Raw genomic sequence first — 23,331 nt, 5'->3', positions numbered from 1 at the left:
ACTATCAGTGATGGACAAGCTGGCGTACCCTTTGTGCATTACGGTTTATAACGCGAAAGCAACCGTCTTTCGTCAGGAGACGTCACAGATGAAAAATATTGGTTTTCTCTCATTCGGCCACTGGACACCTTCGTCTCAGTCAGCCACCCGTTCGGCTCAGGACGTATTGCTGCAGTCTATCGATCTTGCCGTGGCGGCAGAAGAACTGGGCGCCGACGGCGCGTATTTTCGTGTGCATCACTTTGCCCGTCAGCTCAGCTCGCCGTTTCCGCTGCTGGCAGCCGTCGGCGCGCGCACCAAAAAAATTGAAATAGGCACCGGCGTTATCGATATGCGCTATGAGAATCCACTTTATATGGTGGAAGACGCGAGTGCGGCCGATCTGATTTCTAACGGTCGCCTGCAACTGGGACTGAGCCGCGGTTCACCAGAACAGGTTATTGATGGCTGGCGCTACTTTGGCTACGCACCGCAGGAAGGCGAGACGGATGCCGACATGGGCCGTCGTCACACCGAGGTGTTCCTGGATGCGCTGCGTGGCGAAGGTTTTGCCAAACCCAATCCACAGCCGATGTTTCCAAACCCACCCGGCCTGCTGCGCCTGGAGCCGCTGTCTGAAGGCTTGCGCGATCGCATCTGGTGGGGTTCCGGCTCCAACGCTACGTCCGTATGGGCGGCGAAGATGGGCATGAACCTGCAAAGCTCGACGCTGAAAGATGATGAAACCGGCGAGCCGTTCCACATTCAGCAGGCTAAACAGATTCGCGCCTATCGTGAAGCCTGGAAAGCGGCAGGGCACCAGCGTGAGCCACGGGTTTCCGTCAGCCGCAGTATTTTTGCACTGGTAAATGATATGGACCGGGCTTATTTTGGCCGCAGTGGACAGGATCAGGATTCAGTGGGTTTTCTGGATGAGAAAACCCGCGCCATTTTCGGCCGCAGCTATGCCGCCGAACCGGAAAAACTGATCAAGCTGTTGGCAGAGGATGAAGCAATAGCTGAAGCCGATACCTTGCTGCTGACCGTGCCGAATCAGCTGGGCGTGGATTACAATGCGCACGTCATAGAATCGATTCTGAAGTATGTGGCTCCGGAGCTGGGCTGGCGTTAAGCCCTGATTGGTTCCAGCGCCGATTGATAACCCCACGCAGCACTGGTTGCGTGGGGTTTTTTTATTCAATAATCACCCCACTTCGGCAGCCCTCGCACTCCCAACGCCTGCCGATTAGGTCGATGGCAGTGCCGCGTTTTGGTTAAAACTATTACCTCTTGAAACGATAACCTTTCAAAAATATTTGCTTTCAGATTTATCCCAATAATTTAGCGTGAGTTGTAAATTAATTGACATGAAGTCATGTTAATTTTATTAATGTATCAAGATCTTCAAAAGGATACCTCTATTTTAGATATCCTGACATATTCATTTTCACTGCGTAAAACACGCAGGCGTCTTTTTATTTCTTGTTCGCACGCTACGACAGTCATTGCACGCTGCTTTATATTTTTTAATATCAAATGGCACTAAATTTTGTCGAAACCTACTGAACATAACGGATTGCAACGCCCGTTTTATCCTCATCACAACGTAATCGGAAAAAATTAATGGCGATCGATATTTATTTGAAAGTTGAAGGTACCACAGGAGAATCCCAGGACAGCAACCATAAAGGATGGACCGACGTGCTGTCATTTGACTGGGGGGCTTCACAACCCGGCAATATGGCGGTGGGAGGCGGTGGCGGCGCAGGGAAAGTGAATTTCAACGATCTGCGTGTTAAAGCGTTAATCGATAAATCCACGCCTGCCATTCTTAAATACTGTTCCAGCGGAAAGCATGTTTCAAAAGTTGAACTGTCCGTCTGTAAAGCCGGTGGAAGCCAGGTTGAGTATTCCAAAATCGTATTAGAAGATGTTCTGGTTACCGCGACCAATTTCAACGGCATCGGGCAAAGTGACACTATTGTGGTTGACTACGCTTTTCAGGCATCCAAAGTTTCAACCAGCTATTGGGAACAAAGCGCAAGCGGCACCAAAGGCGCGGAAACCAAAGCCGGTTGGGATATTAAACAAAATAAAGAGAGCTGAGTGAATCTGCCCTGAAATATAAAGGTGAAAAATGGCTATTGATATATTTTTAAAAATAGATGGAATCGAAGGCGAATCGCAAAATGCGAATCATAAAAAATGGATTGATGTCCTGTCATTTAACTGGGGAGCGCAGCAGCCAGGCAATATGGCTGTTGGCGGCGGCGGTGGAGCAGGGAAAGTTAATTATCATGATCTAAGCGTTGAGGCATTGATCGATAAAGCCACGCCTGCGTTAGTGAAATATTGCGCCACCGGTAAACATCTGCCAAAAGTTCAACTGTCTGTCTGTAAAGCGGGCGGACAGGAAGTGGAGTATACCCGTATCACGCTGCAAGATGTATTGGTGACACAGACTGACTTTACCGGAGTCGGTCACGCCTCCACGCTGGGGATGCAATACGCATTTCAGGCCAGCAAAGTGGCACTGGAATACTGGGAGCAGGCTTCTCAGGGAAGTAAAGCAGCCTCGGTGCAGATGGGCTGGGATATTAAACAAAATAAAGAAAGCTAATCACTTCGTCAGGCGGCATCAAACAGAGAGGGCGTTATGGCATTTCCCAAAGTTAACCTTATTGAGGGCCTTACTACGGACCCTGGTTCTAACCCTGCGGGTTCCGCTAATTTTCTGACAAAAGAGGTGCTTGAAGAAGCCCTGATTTTAGTCAGATCGTTTGAGCCAAAAGAAATCGCCCAGCTCAGTAAAACGGAAACAAGCCAGATTGCCTATGCGATGTCGAATTATAAAGATGAAAATAACCGCCGCTTCAAAAGCTGGAATGAAGAGTCTGCGTCGCATAGAAAACCGGGCGGGGAGATTCGTCGCCTGGATAATCGTATTGCGGGCGTAAAAGTACAGCAGGCGAGTATGATTGTGACAGGTGCTGTAGCCAGCTCTACCGGCGCGACAGGTATGGCCTTATGGTCAGCCTTAAATGGTCTGGGAAGTATTATTGGGCGTGGTTCTCTTCCTGTTATTGCGTCCATCGCTTCGAGTGTAGGCGGCTATTTCGTCACAAAAAGAACGTTTGCTGTTAACCAGATGGCTGCACATATCAAAACGCTGGCTGATACATTCAATTCAACACACGAAGCCTTTGAAGAGTTTAAAGTGGAAGCTGAACGTAAACGTGCCAATTTTAAACCTGATACGGAAATGCGCATACCACTCAGCTTTGAGCAAACCGTAGCCTCTCATAACGCGATGACACCGGACCTGGCGCAGGATATGGCGACTATCCTGCAGCAGTTTATTCACAATGAATATAAGCGTGTCGAGCTGTATGGCACCAGCAACCCGTTTGTGAAAGTTTTTTTCAGAAACCAGTCACCGCTAAGTCTGTCACGCACGCAGTACAGTACTCTTATCAACTTAAAATTCCCATAATCCGCTATTTTTCCTAATAAAATGACAGGCTGTACAGCGCCCTGAGGTGAATTTCTCAGGGTCGGCCGCTGCTTGTTTGGCGGACCTGCGGTTCCGATTACCCCTCATATGCAACGACCATGAATACCGGTGTCGAGTCCGGCCTCCAGGTTACACCGTCTGCGCCAGGGCGAAATCGACCCAGCCCAGTGGGAGTTGAGGCGTTTTTCCGCTAACCAGTTTGCCCACTCGCTCAGGCACAGTGCCGGGGCGAAGAGTCAGACGCAGGCCTTCCATCGCGTGTAACGTGTCGATGGGCAAACCAAAAAACCGCCGCGCTGTGGGGAAGGGATTTTTACATCCTTACGTCAATCAGAAATTCACTGCTCATGGCACTGCGTCGTTAAGCACTGTCCTTACAGCGCGCACTGGCACGATCGCTGGGGTTATTAAAGCACAGGACGGCGGCAGGGGATCGTGCAGAAAGGGGGCTATTTTTAGCGTTATGCGAGGAGGCTTCCAGAGTCTGGCTTGTTGGCAGGCGTCAAAAACGCTATCGTTTACGGGCACTTGCAAAACCCAGTGACGGGACGTCTGCAGCGAAAACTTTCCCGGCGATATCATGCGAGCCTGCGTCTTTTAAACCTCGTCAGCTTTGCTACGCATCATTATCACGTGGGCTGTGTGAGAGCACACTAAGGTGCGCGGTAAGGACGCAGTAAGTTATGAGGTACGCGGGTTTAGTATAAGCAGACGTTCACAATGCGGTCAGCCCATCACCGTTGAAAAGGGCACCTCTTATCATGGAATCATCCTCTTAACCAGGAGCTTGCAAATGACTATGAACTTAAGACCTTCTGATGCTGCACCTGTCTCAGTATCTTTTAAAACCCAGCGTCGATACAAAGTCGGCTATGTGCCTAATTTTGGCGATACCAGCACACCTGCGCTAAATATAAGTGGTAAATGGCTGCGTGAAGTCGGATTTGAAACCGGCACGCGGGTGACGGCAGAAATTAGCCTGGGATGTATTGTGCTGCGGATCGATAAGTCATAAAGGGGAAGCGTCAGGCCAAAAAACGCCTTAAGGACGATCTTCATCTTTTGCCGCACGCAGGTAGCAACGCCTGGTTAAATATAAAAGCCCTGCGCGCCAGCCCGGTTAGCATCCAGCACGACTTGCCGTCTTCTTCTACCTGACGTCCGTCAGCGCTGGTGGGTAAAATAAAAAAACAAAAAGCCCGCTCGGGTTTCCCTGAGCGGGCTCTTAAAATTTGGCTCCTCTGACTGGACTCGAACCAGTGACATACGGATTAACAGTCCGCCGTTCTACCGACTGAACTACAGAGGAATCGTTTGAACGGGGCGCATATTATCGACGTCCCGCAGGCTTGTCAAAGCTCTTTTTCACAAAACTGTCTAATTGCTGAAATACTCGCCAACTCCCGCGGTTCAGCCGTTCCGCTCTGCTTTGTGACCGCCAAAAATGGCCGCAAACTGCACCTTTTATTCAATAAACAGAATCTCTGTTCCATTTCTTAACGACTCTGAAAGGCCTGGTTGCACGAATGTTCTTTAGGTTCGTCACAGTTATTTCATTTTTAGTTTGAAATACCCTTAAATGGAATTTAAATTTCATTTAATCCTTTCTCTGTCAGCCCGGAGTCAAAATGAATAAAGTCAGAATCGGCATGATCGGTAGCGGTTATATCGGTCGCTGCCATGCGATCGCCTATGCCCAGGCACCGGCGGTGTTTGCGTTAAAAGGGGAGATCGTGCGTGAGATGCTGGCAGAGGTTAATCCCGAACTGGCGGCAAAGCAGGCCGCCACCTTTGGCTTTTCCCGCTCCACGGGTGACTGGCATGCGCTGGTATGCGACCCGAATATTGACGTCGTAGACATCTGCGCGCCCAATTTCCTGCACAAAGAGATGGCGCTGGCTGCCATTGCCAACGGCAAGCACGTTTATTCTGAAAAGCCGCTGTCTCTGACGGTGGCCGATGCGCAGGAGATGGTAGAGGCGGCCAATGCGGCAGGGGTTAAAACCCTGGTGGGCTTCAATTACATGAAGAATCCCACCAGCCAGCTGGCAAAAGAAATCATTGCGCGGGGCGAAATCGGTGAGGTGGTGCATTTTTATGGCACCCATAATGAAGACTACCTGGCGAAGCCGGAAACGCCGCTCGACTGGCACTGCCAGAAAGCGCTGGCCGGGTTAGGTGCACTGGGGGATCTGGCCGCGCACATCGTCAATATGGCGCACTATCTCGTAGGCAACATTGCTGAAGTCAGTGGGGATATGATGACGGTGATTAAAACCCGCCCGGACCCAAAAGACCTGAGCCGTCAGTTGCCGGTAGAAAATGAAGACCAGGCCAGTGCCTTGCTGCGCTTTCACAATGGCGCGCACGGCGTAATTGAAACCTCGCGCATCGCCTGCGGCGCCAAGATGGGGCTGACCTATGTCGTGACCGGCACCAAAGGCACGCTGCGTTATACCCAGGAGCGCATGGCGGAACTTGAGCTCTATATTCATGATGAACCGGCAGGGCGGCAGGGCTTCAAAACGCTGCTAATCGGGCCTGCGCATCCGGACTATGCTAACTTCTGCGTTTCGGCAGGCCATGGCATCGGCTTTAACGATCAGAAAACGGTAGAAATTCGCGATTTGATTAATGGTATCGCTGCGGGCGACCGCATGTGGCCAGATTTTGCAGAAGGATTGCAGGTGCAGAAGGTGCTGGAGGCGATAGCCCTGTCGGCAGCAGAAAGACGCTGGAAGGCGGTATAGGTCTTAGTTACATCATACTTATGGCTGCACAACATAAAGTCGGCCCCGAGCATCATGTCGGGGCCGGTCAGCGTTGATCAGGCTGACGCTTTATCCCACCACAGCTTGTCCATCGCATAGTAGCGATCGCGCTGACTGACAGGCTGAGACAGATCGCGCTGCCACGGCTTATCCAGAATGTAATGCAGGTTCTTGACGTCGTCACATTCCCACAGTTTGTCATGCTGGAAACGCAGCGTTTTCAGGGCGTTGTAAACATAAGAGAGCGGCATCCACTGGCCTTTAAAGGCCTCGTTCAGCAAATCCTGCTCGGAAAAGGTGTACTCGCTCAGGTCATCGATAGCCGCAATGCGGGCTTCCAGTTTTTCAAACACGCCGTTATCGGGCTTCAGTACCAGAAAGCCGCCGTTGAGGTAGTCATCCAGATGCGCGGGTGGCGATTCCTCACGTTCCTGCCAGGTATAGTGACAGAATTCGGGTTGCCAGTTGTCAGGATAGGCGTCGATCTGGTTGGGATTGCAGCGGCAGGCATGACAGGCAGCAAGAAAGTTGTCACCGAGATCCAGTGAGAACAGTTCATCCATGTTCTGTAAGACCAGCATATCGGCATCCAGAAACACGACCCGCTGATAATCGGTCAACTGCCATGCACGCAGTTTGGTCCAGACTTCCCCGAAGCGTTCAGACGCATAGTGCGCGTTCAGATCGCTGTGCGGATAAAGTCCGTCAACACGATGGATCACACAGCCTTCATCTTCCAGTGCGGCGCAGTCTTGTGCATCAATGGCATCGGTTGCCATGACCACCAGTGGCCAGCGCGTTTTACTTTGCATCAGTGAACGGTGCAGCGCTTTCACGCCCACCAGATAATCCGGTTGCGTCAGTAAGGTTACCCAGGCAAACATATCATCCCTTATCGGTTTCATTAAACAGTGCGGTGGTGTAGTCGTTGCTAAGGCGGCTTTGCGGATCGCGCTGCTCCCGTAGGGCGCGGAAGGCTCCCCAGTGGGGATAGAGATCCTGCCAACGGTACAGCGAGGCATCATAATATTTGCCCCAGTGAGGACGACCGCCTTCTTCTGCCAGCAGTTTCTCCACCTCAGTTAAAAAGTGCAGGCCCGCTTCAGAAAGGGAACCGTCATCGGCGTAATACACCACAAAGCCAAAGAAGCAGGTGGGTTGGTCGAAGGCTGGGCTCAGCCAGGCCGATGAGGCACCGGTACAGCGCAGGATAATTGGATAGTGCATGTGCGGGCGATTTTCGGCATACCAGCGTTTAATCTTGCGGATAACCGCCGGTGTTTTTTCCAGCGGCACGCCGATCTCTACGTTGATCTGCGGCACGGCAATGCCGCGACAGAACAGCTGATAGATATCGCCGGTGACATCGGTAAAATCCCGAAAACGTGTCACGGTGCGGAACTGTTTGCCGCCTTTACCGTGAATCTGCGTGTCGCGATGCATATGTTCCAGCGTCTGATCGATGGTGTCGTTCAGGCTGTCATCACCTTCATCAGCGTGCTCCACGACTTCACGGCCATTCTTCTCATAATGCTGGATCTCGTCTTCACTGGCTTGATGCGCATTCCACACGTGCATCAGGTTGTCATCCACAAACCACCAGGCTTTGCTGAGTTCGTATTCGTCATTCCAGCGCAGCAAATCGCTTTCCAGGTTATCTGCGGGAACCGCATTTTTATGGCAGGTGAAAATACGAAAAGGCTGGGTGCGCAAGGTGACCTCAGTGACGATGCCAAGCTCGCCAAGGGAAACCTGCGCAGCAGCAAAATCCGCATCGCCACGTGACAGCTCACGAACTGAACCGTCGCTCAGCACCATGCGGATGTGCTCAGCTTCATCGGCAATCGAACTCTGTTGCAGGCCCTGACCGTGGGTGCCGGTCGCCATTGCGCCCGCCAGCGTCTGTACGGAAATGACGCCGGGCGAAGAGGCGAGCATGCGATCCATGTCGGTCAAGGTGCTGTAGATGTCTTCCAGCGGTGTGGCAGCCGCGAAGGTCACGCTGTTCTCGTCGCTGCGGACAAGGCCGGTCAGCGCACTGAGATCCAGCAGCAACTCGTCCGGGTGCACGGACAACATTCTGCCAGGGGAATAGGTTTTGCCGGTCACGCGTACCTTGCCACTGGATTCACGCAATAACTGCTGAAGCGCGGCTTCATCAGCGGGGCGTTTTACCTGCTGGCGCGTCCCAATTTGTGCATTTTGCGCCCAGTTCCAGACAGCATCATCGTGCGGATCAAGGTGGGTCTGGCGTAGCGGATAAAGGTTGGCGTCTCTGCTCAAACTGCAGTCCTTAGTTAAGTGATATTAAAAATACCTCTTAAGCATAGACTATTGCTTTTTACGCCCGGGATGCTGGCCGCTAGCGACAGATATAACGCAGGGTGGCCGTGACCGCTAACTGGCGGTTACGACGGATAATGTCCGCTTCATCTTTGTCGGGGCTGAACAGAGTATTAAACGTGAACCGGTTCGATACCTGATGCACGCAGATACTGCTGATAAGGCGATGTACATCCAGCGTCTCGACTTCCTGAATAAACAGCCCCTGCTGCTGTCCCCGACTGAGGATGTCATCCAGCAGATCCAGCGCACTACGGTTCAGCTGGCCCAGGCGGGCTGACTGCGCGATATAGCGACCGCGGGACAGGTTTTCCATGCAGATCAGCCGAATAAAGTCTGGATGAGAAACATGGTAATCAAAACTGGCCTCAACCAGTTTGGTTATGGCCTGCTCAGGTTGCATTGCCGCCAGATTCAGGCCGGTTTCGTGTTCCCGGATCTGCTGATAAACCTGTTCCAGCACATCGATATAGAGCTGCTCTTTATTGCCAAAATGGTAAACCACCATGCGTTTGGTGGTCTGGGCATTCTCGGCAATCTGCTCCAGGCGAGCACCCTGCATACCAAATTCGGCAAAGGTTTTCAGTGCACCAGCCAGAATGCGTTTTTTAAGCCCTTCGGGATCGTTTTTGCGTTTCGTAGTGTCCGACATAGTGCTCAACGGGTTGCCTGATAACGAGAAAGTAAGAGGCTGATACTACCACAGCGAAACAATACTGTTGCGCCGACAGGGGAAAATCCCCCGGCCAATCAGGATTAATCAGTCTGTTCTGAGGTGCGTTCTCGATAAGGCAGCGGCACCTTTTCCCCTCTGACGTTATTGCTGCATTACAGCGTTTTTACGATCATACCGATGGCGGCCAGCAGCATAATCACGCCTACCACTTTGTACATTATCTGCAGCGATTGCGGGCTGGTCAGAAAAACCCGGATTTTCATCGCCGCCAATATAAACATTGCGCCGACAGCCAGTAATACCGCGGCGGTAACGGGCACCAGCACTGTCCCCCAAAATTTCAGTGAGATCGTCTCCAGGGAAATCACCAGCGGCAGTATTGCCAGATAAAAAGCAATCGTTTTGGGGTTACCCAGCGTAATACTCAGACCGGACAGCCAGGCTGAAGCCAGTTGCTGACGCGTCACTTTCTGGTCGATGTTGATTGCATGGGGTTGATAAGACCAAAACTGCCAGGCCAGAAAACCCAAATAAAGTGCAGCCGCCCAGTTAATCAGGGTAAAGAGAGCGGTATAGGTATGCGCGACCACGCCAAGGCCAAAAACGGCAAGGGTGAGATAAAACAGATCGCCCATTATCACGCCCGCCAGGGCGGCTAAGCCGGCCAGTGAACCGCCATTTAAGCTGCGCGCGACAATCGCCGTCATGCCCGGGCCAGGAATCGCGGCGGCCAGGCCAAGCGCCAAAACATAAGGCAGTAATTCTGCATTGGCAGGCATAGCATTTCCTTTCTTTAGATGACATGTATGCGTCTGTTCACGAGTCCTGTAGCCCTGACAGCACGCTCGCTCAGAGGCGAAGTAAAATGCCCTTATCCGCCTTACTTCGTTGCGTTTCATCCTGTCTGTAATGCATTCACCTCTCGCACCGCACACAACACAGGGTGAATACAGTATGCCGGAGCTGACCAGAAATGGGTTGTCTGAATCACGTCGATATGCCTTACTCTTTGCAAGAATTTACCTGTTTTATGCCTTAATCGGAAAGGAACTGACCTCTATGGCACTCGACAAGACAGAAATAAAAATTTTAAGCGTATTGCAGGGCGATGCGCGCATCACCAATCAGGAACTGGCCGATAAAATTGGCCTGTCCGCCTCACCGTGCTGGCGCAAAGTTCGCAAACTGGAAGAACAGGGCGTGATACAGGGCTATCGGGCGGTACTGGATCGAAAAAAAACCGGCTCTGGGGTAATGGTGTTTATTCGGGTGGTCATTGACTGTCACAGCGAAGCTGAAGCGGAAAAGTTTGAGCAGCAGGTGACCGCACTGGAGGACGTTGTGGCCTGCTACAGCATAGGCGGCGACGCTGACTTTCTGTTGCAGGTGGTGGCAACCGACCTCGACTCGTACGCCGATTTCGCCATGTCTGTCGTGCGCAGGCTGCCGCGTATCAAAGAGATGCAAAGCATGTTTGTCTTAAAGGAAATTAAACCTTTAACGACCTACCCGATTAAAAGCACATAATGAAACCATGGCTCTGGTAAATCCAGGTTCTGTTATCGCCTGGCCATCATACTCCGTATGGTGGCTCTATCCTGATGTCACGCCGATACGTTCCCGGCTTGCTCAACGGCCAAAAGCTCATGTAGTTTTAAAGCGGCCGGCCAATTTTTTTTGTACCTTTGATGTAGTTAAGGTTGTGATATTGGCCATTTGAATAAATCACAATGAACTTCCTCTGACCGACATAGGCTCCGTAACTGTTTTTAGCGTTAACCATGCCGGGAATGATCCAACCGAACATCAATTCTTCTTTATCTTCGGGAACATTCATGATCCATGAATATCCTCTATAGGGCTGGAAAAAACGATAATGGGCGCTATAGGGATCTTTTAGATGATAATAAAACGTATCTTTGACTAGCGTTTTATAGTTATTAGGCAGCGTGCCATAATTAGCGAACTGCACCTGTAACGGATCGGGTTCATGAGACCGTGCTACACATCCAGTTAGCAATACTGTTAAGGCAAAATAAAGAAAGCGCGTACTCATCAACTGCCTCTCAGTGGGGGGCATATTATAAATTTTTTATCAGCCAGAACACTAGCATCCCGATTGATTACCGATCTATAAACCATTGATAAACGAATTTTTTATTGATCAGTGCCCGTCTGGAAAGGGAAATGTATGGACGTTGCCCGTCGCGTGAAGGCAATCATGATCGATGTGTAAACAGTGAGGCCATCTGAAAGTGTTGCCTGCCAACATCAATCGGGTTTCAAGGTGCGTTAGCGATACCCCGCAAAAAGCCCGCTCAGGTTTCCCTGAGCGGGCTTCTCTAAATCTTGCTCCTCTCACCAGGATCGCCTTTGCCATTAACTGGCTGAATGACAAGCGAAACCGAAAAATGGCGGTTGTCAGGACCACCAGCACCCGTCACATTCGCCTTGTTTTCTCTCAACTGTTTAACACGGTACATTATTTTCATGAAAGTATTTGCATGTGATTTATATTTATTAATGCTTTTTTTTCACGAAAACAGTTTATTCAGATGTCTGAAAGGGCAACGTTAAAATATTTTGTATATCATTCGTAGTAAGTCACTATCCGTTGCCCACTCAGTTCATGGACACTAACCTTCATATCATAAAGTTGGCCGAGACGTTCAGCTCTAATAACCTGGTCAGGAGAACCCTCACAATATATTTTGCCTGCGGACATCGCAATAATGTGATCTGAATAGTACGAAGCAAAGTTGATATCATGAAGCACTAATACGACGGTTTTACCAAGATCGTCTGCTGCTCTTCGAAGAATCTTCATTGTAGCAGTAGCATGCTTGAGGTCTAAACTGTTCAGGGGTTCATCGAGTAACAGGTAATCGGTGTCCTGACACAGGACCATTGCAATAAAGGCGCGCTGGCGCTGTCCACCTGAAAGCTCGTCAAGGAAACAATCGCGCAACGATGTTATGTCCAGATACTCAAGTGCATGCTCAATATGCTCTCGATCATCTTGGGTGAAACGTCCTTTCGAGTGCGGGTAGCGGCCAAAAGCTACCAGGTCACTGACGGTCAGGCGCACGCTGGTATGGTTATCCTGGCGTAGAATTGCCAGACGTTGTGCAAGTATGTTCGTGGGCGTGTTAACGACATTCATCTCGTCAACCGTCACTGTTCCACTGGTTGCTGGCAATAACCTGCTAATGAGCATCATAAGTGTGGATTTACCTGCACCATTAGGACCGATGATGGATGTCAGTCCGCCTTTAGGTATACTCACTGAGACGTTGTCCACAGTCGTAATTGTGCCGTACCGTTTAGTGAGTGCGTGCGTTTTTATCATCGCGCCTTCTGCATGATTAATATAATGAAAGTAATACCGCCGAAGAACTCAATTATAATGCTCAGGCCGGTATTAAAGCCAAATAGCCTCTCCAGAACAAACTGCCCGCAGACCAGACACGTCATCGCGATCAGCACAGAGGCCGGTAGCATCAGAGCATGCCGCGCATTCCCGACAAAACGATAAGTTAGATTGGCTACCAGCAGGCCGAAGAAAGTAACCGGCCCAACCAATGCCGTAGAGACCGATACGAGGATGGCAATCATCATCAGGATGGCTCTAACCGTTCGTTTGTAATCAATGCCTAAATTGATCGCGGTGTCTCGCCCTAGCACCAACACATCAAAGCTGTGCCGCATTCTCCAGCCTGTCAGCGAGACGCTAAGGACAAGTATTGCTGCTATGGATAGCAGGCTGGCGTCGATAAGATTGAAGCTTGCAAAGAGGCGGTCCTGCAGGACGGCGAATTCCCCCGGATTGATAACACGCTGCAGGAAATTTGACAGACTTCGCAGTAGCCCACCGAAAACGAGACCGGCCATCGCCAGAAACATCAGGTCTCTGCGCCCCCCGGCGAAGAGTCTGCTATAGAGCAGGGTTGCTGAACCGATCATGACGAATGTCTCGACTGCAAAACGTAGAAATGGGTTGATGGTAGCGTCGTGGACATAGCCTATGGTGAATGCCACTAAGGTCTGAATAAATACGTACAGTGCATCGAAACCCATGACGGATGGCGTCAGAATACGATTCTGGGTTATGGTCTGGAATAGCACAGTAGAGACGGCTATCGAATAACCAACTAACAAAAGCCCTGCGAGCTTTTGTGCACGAAGAGGTAGCACAAAAGACCAATGTCCTCCTGCACCGACTGTCATGAAAGCCACTGATAAGAGTAATGTCAGTGTAGCGAGCAAAATGATTACTATAACGGGTCTTATCTCTTGAGATTCAATCAAATCGTGCAGCTCCCCTTTTGAGGATGAAAAGGAAAATCACACTGCCAGCAATCCCTATGATGGGGCCCACTGGGATCTCGAAGGGTTGGTTTACGGAGCGACCTAGAATGTCGCAACTCAGTACGAAACCGGCGCCGAGAGTGGCGGTCCAGGGTACTGACCTGCGCAAATTATCGCCTATCATCATGCTGATGATATTTGGCACGACAAGACCGACAAAGGGAATTGCACCTACCGTCGCGACCACTGCAGCCGTTACGATTGAAACGATGACCAGCCCGGTAATGAGTGTCAGCCGATAGTTCAGGCCCAGGTTATTTGCGAAATTCTGTCCAAGTCCTGCCACAGTGAACCTGTCGGCTGCAATGTAAGCGAGGACGGCTGCGCCAAATGAGATCCACAGTAGTTCATAGCGGCCGCGCAGAACCGATGAAAAGTCCCCAGTAGACCAGGCTACGAGGGACTGAATAAGGTCGAAGCGGTAGGCAAGAAATGTCGCCATTGCATTGATTACGCCGCCGAGCATCAGGCCGACGAGCGGAACCATTAATGGCGAGCGCATGGGCGACAGTCGCAGGATGACAAGGAACAGCAGTGTTCCCAGAAGGGCGGTACAACATGCCACAAGCATGCGCGCGAGCACAGGCAGCCCGGGGGCCAGTAGCGCAGCCAGCAATAACCCAAGAGTGGCGGACTCAATCGTACCTGCTGTGCCAGGCTCCACGAATCGGTTTCGCGAAAGCATTTGCATGATCAGGCCAGCAACAGCCATGGAACTTCCAGCGAGGAGCAATGCAAGGGTCCTCGGAATGCGGCTAGCCAGCAGAATGCTTATAGTCGATGTCGTATTGCCTGCAAAAAGCGATACAGGCGAAGTTGTCGTCGCACCGATAAAGAGGCTAATAAGGGAAAGCAATCCGATAACGCTCAGTGCGATCAAAAGTCCTTTCACTGACGATTTGTCAACGTGCGCTGGAGACGTCATTTTGTCTTCGTTATTGCCAGGGAAACTTCATCAGCCATTGACTGAAGCGCAGTGAGTCCGTCGCCAACAATATACCATGCGACAGGATCAAGGTAGACAACGTGACCAGCCTTCCAGGCTTTAGTTTGACGCACCAGTTCATTATCCAGCAGCTGTTGGGCTGATGCTCCTTTTTCCCCTATGGCCGCGTCACGATCAATCACATAAAGCCAGTCAGGATTCGTTTCGAGAATGAACTCGGAGGATATCACCTGGCCGTGAGGGCCATCATCCAGTTTGCGCGTCACGGGTTGCACGCCAAAGTCGTTATAAAGTGTACCAAACCAAGAGTTTGGGCCGAGCGCCGCGATGCGTCCACCGCTGGTCATCACCAGCAGTCCTGTCCCTATTTTCGACGTTTGTGCTCGAAGTGCCTCTACTGTTGCACGTAGCTTGCTGGTACGACGGTCAACCTCGGCTTGCTTCCCAAATATTTCTCCAAGAAGCTGCGCATGCGATATGGCGCTGTCAACCCGGTGTTGAAAGTCAGGACTAAGGTCGATGGTAGGGGCGAGCTTTGCTAATTGAGTGTACTTGGGTGATGAACGTCCCCCCACGATGATCAGGTCAGGGGACAGCGCATTAAGTGCTTCGTAATCGGGCTCGAAAAGTGAACCAACCTTCCGGTAACGGCTTTCCCCAAATTTAGCGAGATAAGGGGGATAGTTGAGTGTGGGAACGCCCGCAACATCAACCCCTATCGTGGAAAGGGTATCTAGTGCAGCGATATCAAGTACAGCCACAACCCTGGGCTTGACCGGTACGCTGGTTATCCCCTGAGTATGATGAACGGTTATCTCTTCGGCTTGCAACATGCTCGGAAAAAGAACAAAGAATGTCAGTGAGATTATCGCCAGCGCATACTTCATGCCCACTACCACACACGATGGGCGCGGATAATAACCGTTTGATATGAGTACAAGGACAGTCTGCCTGTTGAACATGCTGAATTTCCGTAATTGTCGGCGTCAATGCGCTGCACATCATGTCCATTGCATTGAACATCATAATAATGGGTTCGATATCGCCACAAGTTGTTAATTAGGGATATGACGGTTTGCGCATACGATCAATATAGACATGATCGCTAAAAATGATATGGATTTAAAAGTAAAGTGTCATTGCGCAATATAGCCAATCTGTTAACCAATTCAGCCAAAATTAATCGGATAATCTTTCTCACCAGGCGTGTTTTCTATCTATTTTAATAGCGGTCTCATGTGGGTGCTAAGTTATTAATAACGGGTGGCGGACTTTAATGCCAATTAATATCACGCTGGTTTTGTGAGCTAATCCCCAATAGTTTAGTTTTTCAAAACTAAGATAATTTTGTGAGTATTTTTTTTCAATGTTATTTAAACTGGAGCGATTTTATAAAAAAAGAGAAGGGTGATTAACATGCAAAGAAAAATGAAAGCAATGGTTTATCACGGGGGAAATGATATTCGTGTTGAGGAAAGGGTTCGTCCAACGGTTATGGAAGCTACTGATGCTATTATTAAACTAACCAAAACGACAATCTGCGGGACTGACCCGGGTATATGGAAAGGAAAAAAACCGGAGACTGGCAAGCAGACGGACGGAGTGGTTCTGTGACCATGTTCTGTTGCGCTTATGCCAGCCCAATGCAACGTGCTTAAACGTTTTTTCCGGTGAGCGGGCAGCTTTCCTGGCGATACGTTGCTGTGCTGGATTGATTTTCTGCGCCAGCAGCTTGCGTATGCCATCACGTTGCTGCCGGGCATAAGCCAGAGAAACATCGGGATAGGCACCTAAGCCGAGGCGGGATTCTTTACCATTGATACGAAATTTGAGACACCAGAGACGTGAACCGGCTGGATTGACGAAAAGGGACAGGCCATGAGAATCGGAAACTTTGTAAGGTTTAGCGGATGGTTTTACGCTGCGGATTGTCGTGTCGTTCAGGGACGTAGAGTGGTTACGCCATTATCGAACTGAAATGACCCCAAATCAGACCACCAATCTTTCCCGATGCGGAGGGGAAAATGAAAATGCATCGGAAAGAATTTTCACGCTAACGTGTTGAATCTTAATCGTATAAAGATTCGTTAAGATGCATGAAAACATACATCTGGCTCCTCTGACTGGACTCGAACCAGTGACATACGGATTAACAGTCCGCCGTTCTACCGACTGAACTACAGAGGAATCGTGCTACAGGGCGCATACTAATGGAGTCAGGATGCTGAGTCAAAGCGGTTTTACCGGCTTCTGAACCCTTTGCTGAAGGTTTCAACAGCCTGGTTATTTCGCCCGCAATAATCCCTTTGTAAGGTTCCATTTAAGCATTCGTTCAATCGCCTTTCAGATACCTAACCTGGCCTTAAGGATGAGGGCAGGGCGTTGGTGCGCGCGGTGATATTCGCGCCGCTTGTGCCGTGATAAGCAGCAGCTATGGTTAAAAGGGTGCATAACATTATCACGGAGAGGCGAATGAACGAGCAACTGAAAGCGCAGATAGCCGCAAGGCTGGCGGTAACGGCCGGGCAACGACAGCAGACACGCACAGCGCTCAGTCAGGGCCAGCAGGCGGAGCCGGATCAACGACGCGCGCAGCGCTATGCGTTTCAGCAACGCGCCCGCCAGGGTGTCATCATCGGCACGAACGATCTGCTACCGGTATCTTTTTTGCAGCAAGGATTGCGCGCGGCCAAAGCCGTGGCGCTGGTCAGAGAAGATGGCGTGCCGAAAGGCAGCGGATTTCTCACCCACGGCAACCTCTTTGTGACTAACCATCATCTGCTGTCTGACCCCGCAGCATCAGGCCGTATCACACTTCAGTTCGGCTACCGTCAGGGCGAGGCGGACGAGCTTATTCAGGGGCGTCTTTATAGCGTAGATGCAGAACGCTTTTGGCTTACCAGCCCGACGGACGCGTTTGACTGCACGCTAGTCGCGCTTGGCGAAGCGCTTAACGACAGCGCTGAGAATCCGTTGCCGCTGGCGCTTAACGATCGCAACGATAAACATGCACTGGGCATCAGCCTTAATCTGATCCATCATCCGTCTGGCGCGCCACAGCAAATTACGCTGCGCAATAATGCGCTGTTAGCCCGTCACGAACAGTTTCTGCACTACGAAGCCGACAGTGAAGGCGGCTCGTCGGGTGCGCCGGTATTCAACGATGGCTGGCAACTGGTGGCCCTTCATCATGGCGGGATAGAGGACAACGGCAAATGGGTCAATGAAGGCATTCGCATCAGCGCGCTCACTGACTGGCTGAAAGGCGAACTGCCGACGCTGCCTGCTGACAGGCAGGCAATCCTGATGCAGGCACTCAAGGCTGAACCCGCACCGGACTACGCACTTCCAGGTGCCGCCGCGCCAGACGAAAATTATCGTAACCGCGACGGTTTTCAGGCGGACTTTCTGGCTGATACCCACATCGATATGGCCGCGATTATCGCCCCGCGTTCCGGTGAAGTCGCGCCCCTGCGTGACGGGCGCAAGGGCGCTGAGGCCAGGCTGGATTATGAACACTTTTCCCTGCTGATGAACGCTGAACGTAAGCTGGCTTTTTTCACTGCGACCAATATTGATGGCGCGCGCTATATCAACATTGACCGTGGCAGCGGGCAGCCTTCTCTGCTCCCCGAAGGCGATCGCTGGTCTGAAGACAGCCGTATCGACAGCCGCTACGTTACCGGGCAGTCGTTCTATAGCGCGTTCAGCCGCTGGTTCGATCGCGGGCATCTTACTCGCCGCAGCGATCCCACCTGGGGCACAGCGGCTGAAGCGGTGCGCGCCAACAAAGATACGTTTCATTTTACCAACTGCTCACCGCAGCATTTTCGTTTTAATCAGAGCGTGCAGTACTGGCAAGGCGTTGAGCGCTATATCCTGGAATATGGCGTGCTCAAGACCAAACAGCAGATTAGCGTGCTGACCGGACCGATACTTAACGATCAACATCGGCAATATGGAGAGTTACAGGTGCCGCTGATGTTCTGGAAAGTGGTTCTGCGCATCGGGCCACAGGGCAAACCGCAGGCGACCGCCTTGCTGGTCAGTCAGGATAAGTTGCTGGATGAGCCGCGCCGCGTGTTGCCGTCCTTGCAGCCGGAAGCGGTGCCGCAGGTGGACGAATACCGTGTCTCTGTCCGCTCGCTGGAAACGCTGGCCGGGCTTGATTTCAGTGCTTTCCGCGACTGGGACAGCTGGCAGCCCGATGCCAGTCTGCTGGCCGAGCCTGTGCAGGCCAAACTGATTATGACGTGGGCAGAGGTGTTGTAATCGCGAAGGAAAAGTGGCTGACTGTCGTCGCGTAAAGCCCGCGCCGGGAAACCCGGGCGGGTTTTATTCATGCTGGCCGCTGGCTGAGGTTGTCATTGTCTGTATACGCTGAAAGAACGAGCGGTTTAGCTACAAACCCTTGTCTGTTTAGATCATTAGCCTGACTACGTTTGGGGAACTATGCGCCTGCCAGTGCCGATAACGTGCAGACATGATCCCTCGCTGACAGGCAACGTGCGATTTCTGATTGAAGAGAAAGCGCCCAGCCTGTTGCAGTAAGCAGCGAACCTCTCAGAGATTCGCTGTGCAGAACTCACGCATAAGCAGGTTCGACAGGGTAAAACGTTGGCGACTTTAGGGGGATTCTTTTCAGACGTTCGCAATGAATGCGATAACGCCGCGCAGGAACCCATGATTCACAGTACTGCGGGTTGTGGCTGCATGTGAAGGCAAAGAAGAACACTCATTCGTCCATGCACCCGGCGATGAGTTCTCAGACACGAAATGCCTCCACCATGCCCCGCAGATCCTGCGCCTGCTCAGACAGCGAGCGGGAGGCTGACGATGACTCCTCAACCAGGGATGCGTTGTTCTGCGTCACGCCGTCCATCTGGCTCACCGCCACGCTGACCTGCGAAATGCCCTGCATCTGCTCGGATGACGCCAGCGAGATGTTGTCCATGGCTTCCGCCAGCTCACCGACCATGCCCACAATCTTCATGATGCTCTGCCCGGTCGAGGCGGCCACGGCCACGCCGCTTTCCACCTGGTCAACGGCCTGCTCAATCAGCGCCTTGATGTCGCGCGCCGCCGTGGCGCTGCGCTGTGCCAGCGTCCGGACTTCACCGGCCACCACGGCAAAGCCGCGACCTTCTTCACCGGCGCGGGCCGCTTCCACCGCGGCGTTCAGGGCCAGGATATTGGTCTGAAACGCGATGCTCTCAATCACCGAGGTAATATCCCGCACGCGGGCGGCGCTGACCGAAATGTCCTGCATCGTCGCGGACATCCGCTGCACGTCGGACTCGCCGGAGCGGGCCAGTTGGGCCGTGCCGCGTGCCGATTCAGCGGTCTGCTGAGCACCTGCGGTATTGCTCTTCACCGTGGCGGTCAGTTGCTCCATGCTGGCAGCGGTTTCCTGCAGGGCGGCGGCCTGCTGCTCGGTGCGGGATGACAGTTCGGTATTGCCTTGGGCGATTTCATCGGCGGCCAGCGCCACGGAGGCAGAGGCGTCTTTTATCTGCGAGACCAGACCGCGCAGTCTGGCTTGCATGCTGTCCAGTGAGGCCAGCAGGCTGGTGGTATCCTTGCTACGCAGCACCACGGTGGAACTCAGGTCTCCGGCCGCAATAGTAGCTGCCAGCGCCTGTGCCTGACCAGGTTCACCACCCAGCTGCCGCATCAGTTTCCTGCTAATAAACACACAAATTGCTGCTCCGGAAATGACGGTTGCAAGAATGAGCGCAATAAAGGTTTTAATAACGCGACTGGCGGAGTCATTACTTTTTACCGCCGTGTTTTCAGCAAACGCCCGCTGCATATCTGTTAGTTCATTCAGACTGGATATGAGAATTTGCTGAGGAGGACGAACAACATTTGTCAGATAAGCAGCAAGGCCATCCAGTTGCCTCTGCCTGCCCATGTTGGCAGCGGCGGCGAGTGTGGTGAGCGCAGCCTGTTCATTTTCCTGCACTTTCCTGAGCAGGCCAAGTTCCTTCTGGTTACTGTCTCTCTCGATCATGGCGGCAAGCTCAGTACGTTTCTGAGTATAAGCCGCTTTTTGGGTTTCAAAGCGCCCCCACTCATTCTCAATCGCTGATTTATCAGAAAAGAGAGCCATGTTCCTCACCTCAACCAGCATGTTTCTCAGGGCCGTACCTGCATCATTAGCCAGTGTGACTTTTTTGAGGTTGGTATTGACGATCTCATTAATATTCTGACGTGCTTCAAGCAGGTTGCTCATGGCAACCGCAGAGCTAATAACAAAAAGCAGGATTAAAAAGGCAAATCCTGCCGACAATCGTGTCGATATCTTCATCTTTCTCTCCGGTTATGGTTTGTCGTACCCATGTTGTTTTCGGCAGAGTGCTGATGAACCTAAGGGGCCGTTTTCACAAAGCGCAAAACAACGCTTTTTTTTAACGTCTGGGGATATCTCACTACGAGCTGACCCCATGACAGATACCGGTAAACGCGTAAGCTCACCTTAATAAATCAATTAAATTAAAGTGTTGTGCTGCGCATATTACGTCCTGTTGTGCCGACAACGCCTCTGTCTTATTTCTCTTCCAAAGGCATCGTTAATGATTAAAAACGTTTTCAGCCAGCCGCAGTCAGCATCCGCTGCTGTTAACGTCCTTTAGCCTGAAGAACATCGTCAAAAATGCCCGGCTGTCGCTCAACTGCCCGACCTTCTGGACAGTCAGCTACCTCTGGCAGCTGAATCGTTTTGGATGCGTGAGGGGGAAAGAAATACCCGAAGCACGCCGTTGCTGGGTTATGCCTTTTGCCACTCTTACATCAGGTAATGCTTTAACAACGCGTTGATATTCTTCTGTATTGATAGTCGACACCGCTTTATTTCGATCTTTATCCCAAAATGGAATATCTCGCACTGGCTGATTTATCTCAAAAGGGGATGATGCGATGCGTTTGCATAACGCGGAGTGAACAACATGAAAAATCAGGACTGGCATCCGGCAGCTATCAGCGCGTGAGTCGGGAATAAAGAAACAAGAGACAGCGCTGTCGCGCAAAGTGTGATTCGCCTTAGCTGGTTCAGCGACTGCGCTCACGTGGTGTGGCGGATGGGGAAGGGGCGCATCGCCGCAGAATCAAGGTGATTAAGCGCAACACATCTGGCCTGAGCGCGATTCCACTGCCACCCATCATCATGCGGCTAAATCTCACCAAGCAAAAAGCCCGCTCAGGTTTCCCTGAGCGGGCTTCTCAAAATCTGGCTCCTCTGACTGGACTCGAACCAGTGACATACGGATTAACAGTCCGCCGTTCTACCGACTGAACTACAGAGGAATTGTTGGAACGGGGCGAATAGTAGCGGCGTCAGTTCGGGATGTCAAAGCACTCTTTCATCGTTTGCGTTCAAGTGCTCGTAAAAGCAGCGCTTTGGCGAATATCAGACACATTCGCTTGCTTTTCAAACTGCTAACAGGATCTCACTTTAAACCCATTTCTCAGTAGATGTTAGACGCATGTCAAAGTTTTGTTATTTGACGATATCAAAACACTTGTTTCAGTGCTTTTATGATAAAAATTTCAAAAACAAAATATATGGAATAAATAAACTGTTCGGCGCGGGAAAGTGGGATGGACGTGCCAGCGTAAAGAGGGTTTCTCATCCTTATTTAGTAAAATCATGTAGATAAGAAAAGTAATGGTGGATTGAAAAAAAGCATTAACGGAGTTGCCTTACCTCAAATTTTCCATAAAAACGCCAGCGAAGCGGCTCGAATGTAAAAAATATTTTTCATTCAAAGCGTTATTCGCTAGCAAGTTAACAAATAAGAAGGGTCCCTATGAACATCAAAAAAACGATTGTTGCCTCACTGTTAGCCTGCATGTTGCCCGCCGCTGCGATGGCGAAAGATATTTCCGTGGGTGTTTCTATGGCGGTATTTGATGACAACTTTCTGACGATTGTGCGTAACGCCGTACAAAATGAGATGAAAAAAGATGGCGTAAAAGGCCAGATCGAAGATGCCAAAGGCGATGTGGCCCAGCAGCTCCAGCAGGTACAGAACTTTATTGGACAGGGCGTCGACGCCATTATTGTTAACCCAGTCGACACTGACGCCGTAAAACCGATTATCGATCAGGCGTCCAAGGCCGGTGTGGCATTGGTATTCGTAAACCGTAAACCGCAGGCCCAGTTAGGCGACAAAATGGCTTTTGTAGGCTCCGACTCTGAACTGGCGGGCCGTTTGCAGATGGAAGCCCTGGCGAAGGCCATGAACGGTAAGGGCAATGTTGCCATCTTATTAGGTGATCTGGCTAACGAATCAACCCGCGAACGCACCAAAGGTGTGGAAGCCGTAGTGGCGAAATACCCGAATATTAAAGTGGTGCAAAAGCAGACGGCGAAATTCAGCCGTAACGATGCGGTAGATGTCGTGAGCAACTGGATGACCGCTGGCGATGATATCAATGCCATCGCGTCAAACAACGATGAAATGGCGATTGGTGCCATTCAGGCATTAGGCAAGAACGATAAACACATTCTGGTAGCAGGCGTGGATGGCACACCGGATGCGTTGCAGATGATCAAGAACGGCAAGATGGTGGCCAGCGTATTCCAGGATGCAAAAGGGCAGGGTGAAGGCGCTGTTCAGACCGCCATCAAGCTGGCAAACGGTGAAAAAGTGCAGAAGATTGTCGATATCCCGTTCCAGCTGATCACCAAAGACAACTACACCAAATACACCACTATGAACCAAAAATAAAC

General features: G+C 51.2%; 21 protein-coding genes, 3 tRNA genes and 1 pseudogene. 10 read left to right on the top strand and 15 right to left on the bottom strand.

The window, feature by feature from the left end; translation table 11 throughout:
• Positions 1–88 precede the first annotated feature (88 nt).
• From A6A26_RS18715 to A6A26_RS18700, 4 genes are all read left to right on the top strand, one after another.
• On the top strand, positions 89–1,111 hold the full coding sequence (locus A6A26_RS18715; RefSeq protein ID WP_063881209.1) for an LLM class flavin-dependent oxidoreductase: 1,023 nt from the start codon (positions 89–91) through the stop codon (positions 1,109–1,111).
• Positions 1,112–1,602: 491 nt separating this feature from the next.
• Positions 1,603–2,085, top strand: a complete 483-nt coding sequence (locus A6A26_RS18710; protein WP_063880125.1) for an Hcp family type VI secretion system effector — start codon at positions 1,603–1,605, stop codon at positions 2,083–2,085.
• A 31-nt stretch (positions 2,086–2,116) separates the two neighbouring features.
• Positions 2,117–2,599 carry an Hcp family type VI secretion system effector gene (locus A6A26_RS18705; protein WP_063880124.1) on the top strand — a complete coding sequence of 161 codons (483 nt, stop codon included), beginning with the start codon at positions 2,117–2,119 and terminating at the stop codon, positions 2,597–2,599.
• A gap of 36 nt (positions 2,600–2,635) precedes the next feature.
• A complete protein-coding gene (locus A6A26_RS18700; protein ID WP_063880123.1) occupies positions 2,636–3,472 on the top strand; it encodes a hypothetical protein in 837 nt (278 codons plus the stop codon).
• 150 nt (positions 3,473–3,622) lie between these two features.
• Here A6A26_RS18700 and A6A26_RS25595 read toward each other — a convergent pair whose 3' ends face one another.
• Complete coding sequence (locus A6A26_RS25595) at positions 3,623–3,772, bottom strand: hypothetical protein (protein WP_156506680.1); 150 nt, start codon at positions 3,770–3,772, stop codon at positions 3,623–3,625.
• 514 nt (positions 3,773–4,286) lie between these two features.
• On the opposite strand from A6A26_RS25595, the gene A6A26_RS18695 reads away from it, so the two are divergent.
• A complete protein-coding gene (locus tag A6A26_RS18695) occupies positions 4,287–4,508 on the top strand; it encodes a SymE family type I addiction module toxin (RefSeq protein ID WP_063880122.1) in 222 nt (73 codons plus the stop codon).
• A gap of 218 nt (positions 4,509–4,726) precedes the next feature.
• On the opposite strand, the gene A6A26_RS18690 is transcribed toward A6A26_RS18695, so the two are convergent.
• Positions 4,727–4,802: transfer RNA gene (locus tag A6A26_RS18690), tRNA-Asn, on the bottom strand.
• A 319-nt stretch (positions 4,803–5,121) separates the two neighbouring features.
• Here A6A26_RS18690 and A6A26_RS18685 point away from each other — a divergent pair.
• Complete coding sequence (locus A6A26_RS18685; RefSeq protein ID WP_063880121.1) at positions 5,122–6,243, top strand: Gfo/Idh/MocA family protein; 1,122 nt, start codon at positions 5,122–5,124, stop codon at positions 6,241–6,243.
• Between the two features lie 77 nt (positions 6,244–6,320).
• Here A6A26_RS18685 and A6A26_RS18680 read toward each other — a convergent pair whose 3' ends face one another.
• The 4 genes from A6A26_RS18680 to A6A26_RS18665 form a co-directional block, all read right to left on the bottom strand.
• The gene (locus tag A6A26_RS18680; RefSeq protein WP_063880120.1) at positions 6,321–7,148 is read right to left on the bottom strand and encodes a glycosyltransferase family 8 protein; all 828 of its coding nucleotides are present in this window, start codon (positions 7,146–7,148) and stop codon (positions 6,321–6,323) included.
• A 1-nt stretch (position 7,149) separates the two neighbouring features.
• Complete coding sequence (locus A6A26_RS18675; RefSeq protein WP_063880119.1) at positions 7,150–8,547, bottom strand: D-arabinono-1,4-lactone oxidase; 1,398 nt, start codon at positions 8,545–8,547, stop codon at positions 7,150–7,152.
• Between the two features lie 79 nt (positions 8,548–8,626).
• Positions 8,627–9,259 carry a TetR/AcrR family transcriptional regulator gene (locus tag A6A26_RS18670; protein ID WP_063880118.1) on the bottom strand — a complete coding sequence of 211 codons (633 nt, stop codon included), beginning with the start codon at positions 9,257–9,259 and terminating at the stop codon, positions 8,627–8,629.
• A gap of 176 nt (positions 9,260–9,435) precedes the next feature.
• Positions 9,436–10,062: a LysE family translocator gene (locus A6A26_RS18665; RefSeq protein ID WP_063880117.1), complete on the bottom strand. Its 627-nt coding sequence runs from the start codon at positions 10,060–10,062 to the stop codon at positions 9,436–9,438.
• A gap of 280 nt (positions 10,063–10,342) precedes the next feature.
• Here A6A26_RS18665 and A6A26_RS18660 point away from each other — a divergent pair, with 280 nt between their 5' ends.
• Positions 10,343–10,810 carry an Lrp/AsnC family transcriptional regulator gene (locus A6A26_RS18660; RefSeq protein WP_063881208.1) on the top strand — a complete coding sequence of 156 codons (468 nt, stop codon included), beginning with the start codon at positions 10,343–10,345 and terminating at the stop codon, positions 10,808–10,810.
• A 127-nt stretch (positions 10,811–10,937) separates the two neighbouring features.
• Here A6A26_RS18660 and A6A26_RS18655 read toward each other — a convergent pair whose 3' ends face one another.
• The 5 genes from A6A26_RS18655 to A6A26_RS18635 form a co-directional block, all read right to left on the bottom strand.
• The gene (locus A6A26_RS18655; protein ID WP_063880116.1) at positions 10,938–11,339 is read right to left on the bottom strand and encodes a hypothetical protein; all 402 of its coding nucleotides are present in this window, start codon (positions 11,337–11,339) and stop codon (positions 10,938–10,940) included.
• A 534-nt stretch (positions 11,340–11,873) separates the two neighbouring features.
• Complete coding sequence (locus tag A6A26_RS18650; RefSeq protein ID WP_063880115.1) at positions 11,874–12,632, bottom strand: iron ABC transporter ATP-binding protein; 759 nt, start codon at positions 12,630–12,632, stop codon at positions 11,874–11,876.
• Positions 12,629–13,591 carry an iron chelate uptake ABC transporter family permease subunit gene (locus A6A26_RS18645; protein ID WP_216639867.1) on the bottom strand — a complete coding sequence of 321 codons (963 nt, stop codon included), beginning with the start codon at positions 13,589–13,591 and terminating at the stop codon, positions 12,629–12,631. The genes A6A26_RS18650 and A6A26_RS18645 overlap by 4 nt, the downstream gene beginning before the upstream one ends.
• The gene (locus tag A6A26_RS18640; RefSeq protein ID WP_063881205.1) at positions 13,584–14,543 is read right to left on the bottom strand and encodes an ABC transporter permease; all 960 of its coding nucleotides are present in this window, start codon (positions 14,541–14,543) and stop codon (positions 13,584–13,586) included. Before A6A26_RS18640 ends, A6A26_RS18645 begins: the two co-directional genes overlap by 8 nt.
• A gap of 29 nt (positions 14,544–14,572) precedes the next feature.
• On the bottom strand, positions 14,573–15,484 hold the full coding sequence (locus A6A26_RS18635) for a siderophore ABC transporter substrate-binding protein (RefSeq protein ID WP_063881207.1): 912 nt from the start codon (positions 15,482–15,484) through the stop codon (positions 14,573–14,575).
• 529 nt (positions 15,485–16,013) lie between these two features.
• Between A6A26_RS18635 and A6A26_RS18630 the strand changes: the two genes are divergently transcribed.
• Entirely contained in the window at positions 16,014–16,211 is a 198-nt protein-coding gene (locus A6A26_RS18630; protein ID WP_063880114.1) for a hypothetical protein, read from the top strand.
• Here A6A26_RS18630 and A6A26_RS24955 read toward each other — a convergent pair.
• Together A6A26_RS24955 and A6A26_RS18625 are read right to left on the bottom strand one after the other, a co-directional pair.
• Positions 16,158–16,541: pseudogene (locus tag A6A26_RS24955) on the bottom strand (Arm DNA-binding domain-containing protein); the annotation flags it as partial. The gene A6A26_RS18630 and the pseudogene A6A26_RS24955 overlap by 54 nt on opposite strands.
• A 167-nt stretch (positions 16,542–16,708) precedes the next feature.
• A tRNA-Asn gene (locus A6A26_RS18625) sits at positions 16,709–16,784 on the bottom strand.
• A gap of 285 nt (positions 16,785–17,069) precedes the next feature.
• On the opposite strand from A6A26_RS18625, the gene A6A26_RS18620 reads away from it, so the two are divergent.
• A complete protein-coding gene (locus tag A6A26_RS18620; RefSeq protein ID WP_063880113.1) occupies positions 17,070–18,869 on the top strand; it encodes a DNA/RNA non-specific endonuclease in 1,800 nt (599 codons plus the stop codon).
• Positions 18,870–19,362: 493 nt separating this feature from the next.
• On the opposite strand, the gene A6A26_RS18615 is transcribed toward A6A26_RS18620, so the two are convergent.
• Together A6A26_RS18615 and A6A26_RS18610 are read right to left on the bottom strand one after the other, a co-directional pair.
• Positions 19,363–20,907 carry a methyl-accepting chemotaxis protein gene (locus A6A26_RS18615; protein ID WP_063880112.1) on the bottom strand — a complete coding sequence of 515 codons (1,545 nt, stop codon included), beginning with the start codon at positions 20,905–20,907 and terminating at the stop codon, positions 19,363–19,365.
• A gap of 919 nt (positions 20,908–21,826) precedes the next feature.
• Positions 21,827–21,902 (bottom strand) — tRNA-Asn (locus tag A6A26_RS18610).
• 503 nt (positions 21,903–22,405) lie between these two features.
• Here A6A26_RS18610 and A6A26_RS18605 point away from each other — a divergent pair.
• The gene (locus A6A26_RS18605; RefSeq protein ID WP_063880111.1) at positions 22,406–23,329 is read left to right on the top strand and encodes a sugar ABC transporter substrate-binding protein; all 924 of its coding nucleotides are present in this window, start codon (positions 22,406–22,408) and stop codon (positions 23,327–23,329) included.
• Positions 23,330–23,331 lie beyond the last annotated feature (2 nt).

This window comes from Pantoea sp. OXWO6B1 (assembly GCF_001641135.1).
Lineage (GTDB): Bacteria > Pseudomonadota > Gammaproteobacteria > Enterobacterales > Enterobacteriaceae > Pantoea > Pantoea allii.
Note: the sequence above shows the minus strand (reverse complement) of the source record. Positions and strands in the feature narration are given on the sequence as shown.

Coding starts and splice junctions, on each gene's coding strand:
- A6A26_RS18715 (WP_063881209.1), top strand. CDS start 89: ATGAAAAATATTGGTTTTCTCTCATTCGGCCACTGGACACCTTCGTCT.
- A6A26_RS18710 (WP_063880125.1), top strand. CDS start 1,603: ATGGCGATCGATATTTATTTGAAAGTTGAAGGTACCACAGGAGAATCC.
- A6A26_RS18705 (WP_063880124.1), top strand. CDS start 2,117: ATGGCTATTGATATATTTTTAAAAATAGATGGAATCGAAGGCGAATCG.
- A6A26_RS18700 (WP_063880123.1), top strand. CDS start 2,636: ATGGCATTTCCCAAAGTTAACCTTATTGAGGGCCTTACTACGGACCCT.
- A6A26_RS18695 (WP_063880122.1), top strand. CDS start 4,287: ATGACTATGAACTTAAGACCTTCTGATGCTGCACCTGTCTCAGTATCT.
- A6A26_RS18685 (WP_063880121.1), top strand. CDS start 5,122: ATGAATAAAGTCAGAATCGGCATGATCGGTAGCGGTTATATCGGTCGC.
- A6A26_RS18680 (WP_063880120.1), bottom strand. CDS start 7,148: ATGTTTGCCTGGGTAACCTTACTGACGCAACCGGATTATCTGGTGGGC.
- A6A26_RS18670 (WP_063880118.1), bottom strand. CDS start 9,259: ATGTCGGACACTACGAAACGCAAAAACGATCCCGAAGGGCTTAAAAAA.
- A6A26_RS18665 (WP_063880117.1), bottom strand. CDS start 10,062: ATGCCTGCCAATGCAGAATTACTGCCTTATGTTTTGGCGCTTGGCCTG.
- A6A26_RS18660 (WP_063881208.1), top strand. CDS start 10,343: ATGGCACTCGACAAGACAGAAATAAAAATTTTAAGCGTATTGCAGGGC.
- A6A26_RS18655 (WP_063880116.1), bottom strand. CDS start 11,339: ATGAGTACGCGCTTTCTTTATTTTGCCTTAACAGTATTGCTAACTGGA.
- A6A26_RS18650 (WP_063880115.1), bottom strand. CDS start 12,632: ATGATAAAAACGCACGCACTCACTAAACGGTACGGCACAATTACGACT.
- A6A26_RS18635 (WP_063881207.1), bottom strand. CDS start 15,484: ATGAAGTATGCGCTGGCGATAATCTCACTGACATTCTTTGTTCTTTTT.
- A6A26_RS18630 (WP_063880114.1), top strand. CDS start 16,014: ATGCAAAGAAAAATGAAAGCAATGGTTTATCACGGGGGAAATGATATT.
- A6A26_RS18620 (WP_063880113.1), top strand. CDS start 17,070: ATGAACGAGCAACTGAAAGCGCAGATAGCCGCAAGGCTGGCGGTAACG.
- A6A26_RS18615 (WP_063880112.1), bottom strand. CDS start 20,907: ATGAAGATATCGACACGATTGTCGGCAGGATTTGCCTTTTTAATCCTG.
- A6A26_RS18605 (WP_063880111.1), top strand. CDS start 22,406: ATGAACATCAAAAAAACGATTGTTGCCTCACTGTTAGCCTGCATGTTG.